The following is an 8,754-nucleotide window of genomic DNA, read 5'->3' on the forward strand; positions in this document are numbered from 1 at the left end:
TCGGGCACATGCGCAGGCTATCGAAGCTGCCCGACCGCGTTCGCAGCTTCTTCGGGCACAAGACTTTTCGCTACGCCGCCTGATTCAAGATCGCCCAGGCCGGATCAATAGTATGCTCGCAAAAGTCCTCGGGATGGTTTGCGAGACTCGTTGATTCCTCGTTGGGCAGGCTCGCAAAAGCCCACACCTTCCTCGCAAGACCCCTCGCGGTGACTGTAGACCAATCGGTCGTGGCTCGGCTCCAAGCCGATGGCGACTCGTTCATCGCAAAAGTCCACACCTCGGCCATTGAGAGGCCCTCGAGGGCACCGGAGCCGGCGGCGAGGTTGTTGGCGTGTGGCGCGAGGACTTCGTCCAGCAGCGCAGCGGCTTCGCTCACTTCCAAGTCTCGACGTAGCTGATGCTTGCCTGACCGTCCGCTTCGGACAGTGCGAACCGAAAGCCCTCCGCCTCAAACGCAGCGCGGATCGCGGTCAGGTTGTTCGTGTGCGGGACGCCCGACCCGTTCTCAAACTTCACAAGCGTTGCGCGAGATACCCGCGCCCGTTCCGCAAGTTCGTCCTGGCTCCACTGAACCGCCGCCCGCGCCGCGCGACATTGCGCCGCCGTGAAGCCCGCTTGGGTCATTCGCCTCTTGCCCTTTGCCTCTAAGCTGTCCATAATGACTAACTATTCTCCTAAGGGCAAGAGTTGGTTGCAATGGCTCGGTTCGGGAGCGTTTCTACCACATATCGTGCGCTGTTGGGCGTAATGCCTAGCGTTTGCGGTTCGCCGGCATGACCGTTGCCGCTCTCACCCTGGCCGGCGTGGCTGGCTGCGTGGTCGGCTACGTCGTCGGTGCCATCTCCGCCGATCAGCAGACGCACGCGATCGGCTTCGCCCTGGCGGCCTTCCTCGCCGCCCTGGTGCTGGCATGAACTGGCTGCTCGCCCTGCTGGTAGCCGGGCCTTGCGGTCGCCACGCCGCGACCGGCGGCCTGGTCATCCTCGCCGTGCTGCTGCTGGGCTTGCTGCTGGGGCCGGGCTGGCGATGACCCCCGAAGCCTTCGCCCTGCTGGTCGCCTCATGCGGTCTCAGCCTGCCGCCGACCATCACCGTGGACCGGCTACGGGCCTACGCGCAGGTTGAAAGCAGTTTGAACCCTGCGGCGGTCGGTCGGCCGAACCGCGACGGCTCGATTGATTACGGGCTGATGGGATTGAACAGCCAGCACATCGGCAAGCCCGGTTTCCCCGCAACAGTCGCCGAAGCCATGGATCCGTGCCGCAACATGGCGGCTGGCGTCGCCATTTTGCGCGATGCCGATCGGCGCGCCGGTTTGGCAGCGCCGGCACAACGTCCGATGCTCGCCTGATCATCGTCACCATCGGGGATGCGCAGGGGTGAAGCCGCTCGAGATACGCCTTCACCGCCTCGAGCGAGGCCGTAGGAACGGTTGGGAGGCGTTCCAGCATGTTCCGCCCCATCTATGGCCAGACGCGGCGCTGTGGTCCTTCCTGGGGCTTCCTGAGGGCACTAGCGATGCCGAGCTGCAGCGCGTCATCGCAGAGGCCTCCCAGGCGAAGGACGGTTAGTCGGCACTGGCGAAAGGAAGCTGCCGCTCGCAGCACCTGCTAGTCAGCGGCGATGCGATGGGCCGTTCTTCTCGGGAAGTGGCATCGGCACCTCGCCGATGCTCCAAAGGGATGTAGGGTCCATTCCGAATGTACGAACCAAGTCAGTGCTGGCAACAGGGGTGAAGCCGACGTCCTGCAAGGTGCGTGCGTCTGCGTCTCGCAGTTCGGCGCAGGTGCGGCGATGCAGCATCCAGGCGCGCAGGCGCTGAACCAAGCCAGGGCTGACTTTCCGATCTCTTTCGGCTCGAGCGCTGGTCGGGGTAAAGCGGCCAAACGAGATGGTGGTCATCAGCCTGTCCTCTAAGCAGCACCAGGAGCTTGGCGATCAGTCTCGTTCAGCGCTGTGCTCTCGCGCACCGGATATGCAGGCCCTTTGTAGCTGAGGGGTGAACGCCGGTCGTGCTCGCGCACGTGATGATCGGGCCGCTGGTGCTGAGCGTCGTGCGGCTGCAGCGCAAGCTGCAGGTGAGGCTACTGGTAGCCAACGCTGCCGGCTCGCGGCATTCTTCCCGAGCGGGGCGGGCTAGGCCTCACCTCCTAGCGGCAACCTGCCCGGCTGCCTCCTCCGCACCTCACCGCCCCACCTCGACGGTCGGGTCACGCGCGCCACACCTCGAGCACCGGAGTCGGACGACAAGCCGCCACATCCGCTCGTGCCCGCTCATTCCAGCCCGCAAAGCGATCAGCCCGATGATGCCGCTGGCCCGGTGTCCGCAGCGGCACTGGACGTGCAGCGTCTCGTGCTGGCGATACCAGATCGGGTCCACTGGCTTCGGGCTGCCGTCGAGGTGCCGCGACATGCGTGAACAAAGATGGAACATCGGTGCTGGTTTCGCATAGGCTTCGAACTGCTCCGAAGGGCGATCCGCCGATGCTCACCGACCTGGACAAGCTGGCGACCGAAGACGAAGCCGACCGCCTGAGCGGCGTCTACATCCGCATTACCGTGCTGGCCCGGGCTCAACGCATCGACTTCATTCAGGTGGGCCGTGAGGCGGTGGCCAAGGGACTGGTCAGCACGGCCGACTGGCTGATGCTGCGAGAGGCCATTGGTGGACGGTAGTGGTCTCGCTCCTGGCCGGACATCCGCCTGGGCTCTCGGCGCCGCGTTGACCTGATGACGACCGGGCGCACGATCTGCCATCCTCGGTCCATGACCAGAGACCTGCCTCTGCCCGGCGGCTGCAATTGCGGCGAGGTCCGCTACCTCATCACACAACCTATCCTCACCACCTACATCTGCCACTGCCACCTCTGCCAAAAGCGAACCGGCAGTGCGTTCAGCATGTCAGTGGTAATCCCCGCTGACGGCTTCGACTTGGCGCGAGGCAAACCGCTGCGGACGGAGCGGCGCTTGGCCGGCGGTGCTCGTATTTTCGCGCATGTCTGCCCGGCCTGCCATTCCCGCACTCACACGCAGCGAGAGGGGCGGAAAACCGTCAATGTCCGGGCCGGCACTCTCGACGACACCAGTTGGGTCCGCCCGGTCGCTCAGTTCTGGACGAGCAGTGCGCAGCCTTGGGCGGTGGTGCATGGCGACATCCTGTCCTACGCCGAGCAACCCACCGACTTCACCCCTCTGCTGATAGCTTGGCGGGAACAGTCGAAGTGATGATGAGGACGACCGCCAGGGCGGTGAGAGTCACGCGCACTGCCGCTACCGGGTCGTCTTCGACCAGTCGGACCGGCCCGCAACGCGATCAGGCTGATAATGCCGCTGGCTCGGTGCACGCGGTGTAGGTTCAGGAAACTGCGGCACCAGCAGACCGTTTCATAGTCATGTTCATCATGGATGCTGCGCCATGGGCCGGGTATGGGCATTGCTGAAGGATACCGGGGAAGGCTTCATAGCGGACGATGCTCTGACGCGGGCTGCCGGCATCGCCTACTTCACCCTGTTCTCGATCGGGCCGCTGCTGTTCATTGCTACCGGCATCGCCAGCTTCGTCTTCGGTCGCGACCAAGTCGATGACGCCATCACTGCTCAGATGACCGGCATGCTGGGCGACCAGGCGGCGCGCGAAGTCGGGCGACTGTCCGATGGCGCGATGGGTAGTGCGCGCGGCGGCTGGGCCGTGGCGATCGGCCTAGGTACCTTGCTGCTCACCGCCGGTGGCGCCTTCGGTGCCCTGCAGAATGCGCTGAACGCCGTCTGGAAAACTGAGGTGCCGGAGGCGGGCTCGATTACCGAGACCGTTTCACGCCTAGTCAAGGCGAAGGCTGCGGCGCTCGGTCTGGTGGCAACGACAGGCTTCATCCTGATCGCCTCCCTAGCAGTTAGCGCTGCCATCGCATCCTTCGGCTCTTGGCTGGAAGCCGCGCTTCCTGGCGGTGCGTCACTCGCCTTCGTGCTGAGCATCTCGGTGACGATCGGCGTTCTGACGCTGCTGTTTGCGGCGATCTACAAGGTGCTACCAGATCGCAAGCTCGCTTGGCACGATGTCCTCATCGGAGCCTTCACGACCGCCGTCCTGTTCACCGTCGGCAAGACTTTGATTGCGCTCTACATCGGAAACAGCGGGGTCGCCGCTGGATTCGGTGCTGCGAGCGCGATCATCATCATTCTGGTATGGCTCTACTACTCAGCGCTGATTTTCCTGGCCGGAGCTGAGTTCACCCGGGCCTGGGCCAACCTCAAAGGAAGCAAGCAGGCAGTGCCGGTTCCGGCAAAGTCGGCCGATGCGGTGCTCGCTCCAGATGCCAAGCGGCGCGAGTTGCAGCATCGATCTGCGGCAGCGCCGGTGCTCGCTCCCAACGCCATCCTGCAGCTTCTTGTTGCCCTGCTTCCGTACGTCGTCACCGGCCTCGTACAGGGCATGGTGGAGCGGCGATCGGGGGCGGCGCGCAACCGGCCGTCACAACGACGAAGCTGGCTTTGACGTCCACGCTATGCAGGATCGTCTAGCGATGACTGCCCCACCGCCCGGCGTTCTAGCCAAAGATGAACAGGTCGCGCATGGCGCCTACGTCGTTCATCGTGTAGCCGGATAGGGTGATCGTGCCGTGATCCGCGGCCGAGCCATCGGTGCCGCCGTACCAGGCTTGCAGGGTGCCGTCCTCGCCAGCGTGGAAGCTGACCTCGTCCTGCTCGACGCCGATTATGAGGACATGATCGATGCCGATCCGTGCATCCGCAATCAGGTCGGCCCCATCACCGCGCTGGAAGATAAAAGTATCTGCTCCAGCGCCGCCGATGAGGACGTCAATGTTCGTGCCGCTAATGATTGTATCCGCCCCGGCGCCACCAAACAGCATGTCATTTCCGCCCATGCCGGAGAGAAGGTCGGCGCCTGCCGAACCGAAGATGACGTCGTGGGCGTCACTGCCCGTTCTCGATCCCATTGTGGTCCTCCTGAAAATGAGGCCGAGGCAGAACCCCATCGGCTGGTTTGGGGCCGGCTGCATATTGCTGCGCCGGCTATGCGCCCTACTGATTTGCCGGACGAGCTCAGTCCTGGACGGCTTCCCGGTGCTTCCGTGAGGCCTTGTGCGTGTGCATCACGATGGTGATAGGTATCTGAATTATGGATGAAACATTGCTATCGTGTCACCACGAGCAGTCAAGCTCGGGGGAGAGACGCCATGAAGCATCCTGTTCTGCTCCACATAAAGGAGCACACCTGGCTTTGGGTGGCCGGCCTTGCCGCTTGTGGTGTACTTGCCGCAGTGCTTGGGCAAAGCACCCCAGCGGCGCTACTCTTTATGGTGGTAGGTCTGCTGATTATCGTGAGAAGCCAAGGGACCGACCTGCTAACAATCGTCACTGACGATCCCCTGACGCCAGAAGAGGACGAGCCAAACCTGCGCTTAGGTCCAGCACGCCACTGAGCAACGTGGTAGCAGGAGCAGCTTCGGGTCGACGGCACTGTGGCCCTAATTCGCCGCAGCGACGACGATGGCGATGACCAGCTCGGTGAGGATCACGCCTACCGCTCACCGTGTGCGAGCGTCCATCAACGGGGTCGGTGCGGCTGGAAGAGACAGACGCTTCCAGCCGCACCTGCACCGAGGTGGGTACATCCGCCACATACTCTGACATTTAAGTATTGATCCGTAAAAATTTCACAAAATGCTTAATCGTGAAGCTTTGTAGAGGGGCAATACTGCGAGCAGAACAAATAATGTAAGTATGCTTATCGTTTTATTTTAGCGTGTCGTAATTTTCTTTATGAAAAAGAATATAATTTTTCTATGTCTCTGCTTTCTTCATCCTGCGCGTAAAGCGGAGGGAGCGAATGCATCGTGCATCAACCCAAGAAGTGGCGAAGGTATTGCACGCCCACTCCGTGCACGATCCCTATCTTCTGGTGTTCGGTCCGGATAGCCCAGACGCACCAGGCAGGTACGTGCTGAGGGTCGTACTCGCCGTGCCCGAAGACAGGATCACTGACCACCATTGGACGGCGAACTCGTTGGAGCAAGCGCGAGCGATGATTCCGTCGGGCCTCGTCCGTTGGCCCAAGGTACGTACCACCCCGTTGCCGGCACTCGTGGAGCAGTGGGGATTGAAGCGCTAAATCGGCATTCTCTCGCCGTGGCGGACCACCGCTTCAGCAAGAGCCCTGTCGTCCATCAGCATGGTGCCTTCAGGAGTGGTGATGCGGAGTGGGGTCCCTATGTCGCTCGCCGCCAACCTATAAGCCTCTGCCACTGCCGCTTCGATGCTTTCATGAACGCTGCTTAGCAATGCGCGCATGCCCCAAAAGTGCAGCACCACAGGCGACAATGACGTTTCCCGCCGCATGGCACGAGCAATGGCCTCGAAGTCGTCGGCGAGGAAGTCAGCCGGCACAGGTCGTCTCCCTTCCTTCGGGGATCTACGCGGTCAGCCCGAGCCGTACCGCAGCAGCCTGAAGCTGCTCTACATCGCCTTCGCGCCATTGCCGCCGGGTTAACAGCTTGGTCGCCTCGCCAGCCGGCATCCCGAGCGCCTCGCCAATCGCGGCCGCGGTGGTAATGCCCCGGTCTTCCAGAGCCCGGCCGATCGCTATGCGCAGACGGATGGTGACGAGCCTGTCCTCGCGCCGTTGCCGCTGCTCAGCGGGGGTGAGCTTCGGCTTGTCCTGCGTCATAGACCACCTTGAGCGAGATGCCGCTGTGCCTCGCTGACCAGGTGGCGGTCATTGGCGCTGGCGACCAGTCCTGCGGCTGAGAACGCCTTGAAAGCGGCCAGCACCTCCGCTGCGCTGGCGCTCATGTGCGCCTCGAGCTGAGCTCCGGCCGCTAGTCAGAAGCGGCCGACCTCTTCCGGCGGTAGGCTCTGCAGCTTGCGATGTGCGGCCAGCAGCATGCCCTGCCCCTTCTGGAAGGCAGCCAGCGCCCGTTGCAGCCGGCCTGCGGCTTCGTACTCGGCCGGGAAGTTCATGTGTCGTTCGCCGTGACACGAAGCGCGACCCCGATGCGGCCGGGATCAGACGTGAACTGGACCCCTGCTGCCTCCATAGCTGACTGAAGCGCAGCAAGGTTTGCTCGCATTAGCCGTACGGGCTCGCCAGTCCGGGGGCTGCGGGCGCGAGTTTCGAAGTTTCGGATTGTGTTCAGGCCGACCTGTGCGCGCTGCGCGAGTTCGTTCTGTGACCAGCCTAGCAAGCCACGGGCAGCCCGACAGGTCTCGGGTGTGATGCCGTTCATAGGCGAAAGCTAAGCGCAGAAGAACGCCATCGCAAGGATTTTTACCCCTTGCGTTGGGTATTTAACCCATCCTAATCCTATTTACACCAACAGAAGTACCTGAAGGCGGGCCGAGCAAGGTGCAGCAACACCTCTCCCGGCCCTGACCACAACCCGAGCCTGTGGAGCCCGGATCATGGCTTTCATCTCTGTAGACCAACCCGCGCGCGCGCGTCTCGCGGCTATGCGACGCGTTTCCGTCCTCGACCGCCCTCTCCACCATGACCAGACGCTGGTGGCGATGGTCATGGCGGGCGTCCGCTGCATGGACATCCGCGCCGAAGGCGACACCTACCGCGTCGATCTCCACCTCCGCCTGGGCAAGTGGTTGCCCCTGGCCGACGGCGTCACCGAAGAGGCGGCCTTCGCTGCCGTCCTCGCCTTCGTGTCGCTGGTCGCCAGCGTGCCGCAGGAATACGCGCCGGAGCACGACGCGGCCGAGTGTGCCGCCGCTGCCGAGGTCTACGCGGCCTTCGCCTCTCCCCTGTCGATCGCAGCGTGAGGGGCGGAACATGACCCTGATCCCTGACGAAGTGCTGCTGCGCGACCCTCGCCCGGCCGCTGAACTCCGCCGTGCCCTGCTGGCGCCGACCGTTTGCCGCATCGCTTACCTACGTAATCTGGGGCGGTTCACGCGTATGGCTGATGCGCTTGATGCCATCGAGGCCGACCAGGTGCGGCGGGCCCGCGAGGCTGATGCCGCGGTGCTGGAGCAGGCCATATGAGCGCCGCCCATGACGTCGACGTCCTCGCGCTCGAACTGGTCGAAGCTGCCGATCGGCCCGCGCGGGTGCTGGCCATCGCTGCCCGGCTCGCGGCCCTGGCGCGCCACCTGCACCAACAGGAGAATATGGCTGTGCCGCCGCATCTGCGGGTGTCTGGTCCTCTGCCGGTGGGCGTGACGCGGCTTTGTGGATGGAGGGCGCGGCCATGAACGCCCCCTCCCCCTGGATCATCATGGACCGCGCCGGCGGCACGACAGAGCACACCACGCGGGTCGACTGGCTGGCCGAGTGGCGGCACCGGATCCGCGCGCTCGAGACTGCGGACCGTCCTGCCGAGCTCCGGCGCGAAGGCCTGGAACGAATGCTGGCTGCAAATACCGGCACGTTCCAGGCGCTGCTCGAGCATGGTGCCCTGGACGCGGTGCTCGACGTGACGGGCGCAGCTGCTACGGCGGATGCGCGGCTTTCTTGCTTGAACACCTCACAGGAGATCGCCGCATGACCAGCACTGACACTGAGCTGCTCGAGCTCTGCGCCGCGTGGCGCCAGGCCGTCGATCGCCTCATCCCAATCGCGGACCGTCACGCCGGCATGTTGGACCGCGACTGGTCCGCCGCCGACCGCGTATTGAAGAAGGAGGTGGAGGGCGAGGTGTTCGGGCTCGAGCGGCGCATTTTCGACACTGAGGCCGCGACCCTGGCCGGGCTGAAGGCCAAGGCCGGCGTGCTGGACTACATGGACACA

At 63.7% G+C, this 8,754-nt stretch carries 19 protein-coding genes; 11 read left to right on the forward strand and 8 right to left on the reverse strand.

The window, feature by feature from the left end; translation table 11 throughout:
• Positions 1–375: 375 nt before the first annotated feature.
• Entirely contained in the window at positions 376–627 is a 252-nt protein-coding gene (locus E2C06_RS34005; protein ID WP_133292987.1) for a helix-turn-helix domain-containing protein, read from the reverse strand.
• Between the two features lie 149 nt (positions 628–776).
• On the opposite strand from E2C06_RS34005, the gene E2C06_RS38165 reads away from it, so the two are divergent.
• Positions 777–917 carry a hypothetical protein gene (locus E2C06_RS38165; protein ID WP_165982849.1) on the forward strand — a complete coding sequence of 47 codons (141 nt, stop codon included), beginning with the start codon at positions 777–779 and terminating at the stop codon, positions 915–917.
• 112 nt (positions 918–1,029) lie between these two features.
• Positions 1,030–1,353, forward strand: a complete 324-nt coding sequence (locus E2C06_RS34010; protein ID WP_133292988.1) for a lytic transglycosylase domain-containing protein — start codon at positions 1,030–1,032, stop codon at positions 1,351–1,353.
• Positions 1,354–1,616: 263 nt separating this feature from the next.
• Here E2C06_RS34010 and E2C06_RS34015 read toward each other — a convergent pair whose 3' ends face one another.
• Positions 1,617–1,904, reverse strand: coding sequence for a DUF1127 domain-containing protein (locus tag E2C06_RS34015; RefSeq protein ID WP_133292989.1), 288 nt, complete (start codon positions 1,902–1,904; stop codon positions 1,617–1,619).
• Between the two features lie 582 nt (positions 1,905–2,486).
• On the opposite strand from E2C06_RS34015, the gene E2C06_RS34020 reads away from it, so the two are divergent.
• From E2C06_RS34020 to E2C06_RS34030, 3 genes are all read left to right on the forward strand, one after another.
• Complete coding sequence (locus E2C06_RS34020; RefSeq protein ID WP_133292990.1) at positions 2,487–2,678, forward strand: hypothetical protein; 192 nt, start codon at positions 2,487–2,489, stop codon at positions 2,676–2,678.
• A 90-nt stretch (positions 2,679–2,768) separates the two neighbouring features.
• Entirely contained in the window at positions 2,769–3,227 is a 459-nt protein-coding gene (locus E2C06_RS34025; RefSeq protein ID WP_165982850.1) for a GFA family protein, read from the forward strand.
• Between the two features lie 190 nt (positions 3,228–3,417).
• Complete coding sequence (locus E2C06_RS34030) at positions 3,418–4,494, forward strand: YihY/virulence factor BrkB family protein (protein WP_133292992.1); 1,077 nt, start codon at positions 3,418–3,420, stop codon at positions 4,492–4,494.
• Positions 4,495–4,546: 52 nt separating this feature from the next.
• Here the strand turns inward: E2C06_RS34030 and E2C06_RS34035 are convergent, their stop codons facing one another.
• Positions 4,547–4,957, reverse strand: a complete 411-nt coding sequence (locus E2C06_RS34035) for a calcium-binding protein (RefSeq protein ID WP_165982851.1) — start codon at positions 4,955–4,957, stop codon at positions 4,547–4,549.
• Between the two features lie 240 nt (positions 4,958–5,197).
• Between E2C06_RS34035 and E2C06_RS34040 the strand changes: the two genes are divergently transcribed.
• A complete protein-coding gene (locus E2C06_RS34040) occupies positions 5,198–5,443 on the forward strand; it encodes a hypothetical protein (protein ID WP_133292994.1) in 246 nt (81 codons plus the stop codon).
• Positions 5,444–6,128: 685 nt separating this feature from the next.
• On the opposite strand, the gene E2C06_RS34045 is transcribed toward E2C06_RS34040, so the two are convergent.
• The 5 genes from E2C06_RS34045 to E2C06_RS34055 are packed head-to-tail and all read right to left on the reverse strand — an operon-like array spanning position 6,129 to position 7,246.
• Positions 6,129–6,407, reverse strand: coding sequence for a hypothetical protein (locus E2C06_RS34045; protein WP_133292995.1), 279 nt, complete (start codon positions 6,405–6,407; stop codon positions 6,129–6,131).
• 25 nt (positions 6,408–6,432) lie between these two features.
• Positions 6,433–6,687, reverse strand: a complete 255-nt coding sequence (locus tag E2C06_RS34050; RefSeq protein WP_133292996.1) for a hypothetical protein — start codon at positions 6,685–6,687, stop codon at positions 6,433–6,435.
• Positions 6,684–6,812, reverse strand: coding sequence for a hypothetical protein (locus E2C06_RS40525; protein WP_277751913.1), 129 nt, complete (start codon positions 6,810–6,812; stop codon positions 6,684–6,686). Before E2C06_RS40525 ends, E2C06_RS34050 begins: the two co-directional genes overlap by 4 nt.
• A gap of 30 nt (positions 6,813–6,842) precedes the next feature.
• Entirely contained in the window at positions 6,843–6,980 is a 138-nt protein-coding gene (locus E2C06_RS38170; RefSeq protein ID WP_165982852.1) for a hypothetical protein, read from the reverse strand.
• Entirely contained in the window at positions 6,977–7,246 is a 270-nt protein-coding gene (locus tag E2C06_RS34055) for a helix-turn-helix domain-containing protein (RefSeq protein WP_133292997.1), read from the reverse strand. The genes E2C06_RS38170 and E2C06_RS34055 overlap by 4 nt, the downstream gene beginning before the upstream one ends.
• A 175-nt stretch (positions 7,247–7,421) precedes the next feature.
• On the opposite strand from E2C06_RS34055, the gene E2C06_RS34060 reads away from it, so the two are divergent.
• From E2C06_RS34060 to E2C06_RS34080, 5 genes are all read left to right on the forward strand, one after another.
• Positions 7,422–7,787: a hypothetical protein gene (locus E2C06_RS34060; protein ID WP_133292998.1), complete on the forward strand. Its 366-nt coding sequence runs from the start codon at positions 7,422–7,424 to the stop codon at positions 7,785–7,787.
• Between the two features lie 10 nt (positions 7,788–7,797).
• The gene (locus tag E2C06_RS34065) at positions 7,798–8,010 is read left to right on the forward strand and encodes a hypothetical protein (RefSeq protein ID WP_133292999.1); all 213 of its coding nucleotides are present in this window, start codon (positions 7,798–7,800) and stop codon (positions 8,008–8,010) included.
• A complete protein-coding gene (locus E2C06_RS34070) occupies positions 8,007–8,219 on the forward strand; it encodes a hypothetical protein (RefSeq protein ID WP_133293000.1) in 213 nt (70 codons plus the stop codon). Before E2C06_RS34065 ends, E2C06_RS34070 begins: the two co-directional genes overlap by 4 nt.
• On the forward strand, positions 8,216–8,512 hold the full coding sequence (locus tag E2C06_RS34075) for a hypothetical protein (RefSeq protein WP_133293001.1): 297 nt from the start codon (positions 8,216–8,218) through the stop codon (positions 8,510–8,512). Before E2C06_RS34070 ends, E2C06_RS34075 begins: the two co-directional genes overlap by 4 nt.
• On the forward strand, positions 8,509–8,754 hold a 246-nt coding region (locus E2C06_RS34080), incomplete at its 3' end, for a hypothetical protein (RefSeq protein WP_133293002.1). The genes E2C06_RS34075 and E2C06_RS34080, both read left to right, overlap by 4 nt.

This window comes from Dankookia rubra (assembly GCF_004355005.1).
In the GTDB taxonomy this organism is placed as follows: domain Bacteria; phylum Pseudomonadota; class Alphaproteobacteria; order Acetobacterales; family Acetobacteraceae; genus Paracraurococcus; species Paracraurococcus ruber_A.

Bases quoted from the DNA above. Each gene is read 5' to 3' on its own strand.
- E2C06_RS34005 (WP_133292987.1), bottom strand. From the start codon at position 627: ATGACCCAAGCGGGCTTCACGGCGGCGCAATGTCGCGCGGCGCGGGCG.
- E2C06_RS38165 (WP_165982849.1), top strand. From the start codon at position 777: ATGACCGTTGCCGCTCTCACCCTGGCCGGCGTGGCTGGCTGCGTGGTC.
- E2C06_RS34010 (WP_133292988.1), top strand. From the start codon at position 1,030: ATGACCCCCGAAGCCTTCGCCCTGCTGGTCGCCTCATGCGGTCTCAGC.
- E2C06_RS34015 (WP_133292989.1), bottom strand. From the start codon at position 1,904: ATGACCACCATCTCGTTTGGCCGCTTTACCCCGACCAGCGCTCGAGCC.
- E2C06_RS34020 (WP_133292990.1), top strand. From the start codon at position 2,487: ATGCTCACCGACCTGGACAAGCTGGCGACCGAAGACGAAGCCGACCGC.
- E2C06_RS34025 (WP_165982850.1), top strand. From the start codon at position 2,769: ATGACCAGAGACCTGCCTCTGCCCGGCGGCTGCAATTGCGGCGAGGTC.
- E2C06_RS34030 (WP_133292992.1), top strand. From the start codon at position 3,418: ATGGGCCGGGTATGGGCATTGCTGAAGGATACCGGGGAAGGCTTCATA.
- E2C06_RS34035 (WP_165982851.1), bottom strand. From the start codon at position 4,957: ATGGGATCGAGAACGGGCAGTGACGCCCACGACGTCATCTTCGGTTCG.
- E2C06_RS34040 (WP_133292994.1), top strand. From the start codon at position 5,198: ATGAAGCATCCTGTTCTGCTCCACATAAAGGAGCACACCTGGCTTTGG.
- E2C06_RS34050 (WP_133292996.1), bottom strand. From the start codon at position 6,687: ATGACGCAGGACAAGCCGAAGCTCACCCCCGCTGAGCAGCGGCAACGG.
- E2C06_RS40525 (WP_277751913.1), bottom strand. From the start codon at position 6,812: ATGAGCGCCAGCGCAGCGGAGGTGCTGGCCGCTTTCAAGGCGTTCTCA.
- E2C06_RS38170 (WP_165982852.1), bottom strand. From the start codon at position 6,980: ATGAACTTCCCGGCCGAGTACGAAGCCGCAGGCCGGCTGCAACGGGCG.
- E2C06_RS34055 (WP_133292997.1), bottom strand. From the start codon at position 7,246: ATGAACGGCATCACACCCGAGACCTGTCGGGCTGCCCGTGGCTTGCTA.
- E2C06_RS34060 (WP_133292998.1), top strand. From the start codon at position 7,422: ATGGCTTTCATCTCTGTAGACCAACCCGCGCGCGCGCGTCTCGCGGCT.
- E2C06_RS34065 (WP_133292999.1), top strand. From the start codon at position 7,798: ATGACCCTGATCCCTGACGAAGTGCTGCTGCGCGACCCTCGCCCGGCC.
- E2C06_RS34070 (WP_133293000.1), top strand. From the start codon at position 8,007: ATGAGCGCCGCCCATGACGTCGACGTCCTCGCGCTCGAACTGGTCGAA.
- E2C06_RS34075 (WP_133293001.1), top strand. From the start codon at position 8,216: ATGAACGCCCCCTCCCCCTGGATCATCATGGACCGCGCCGGCGGCACG.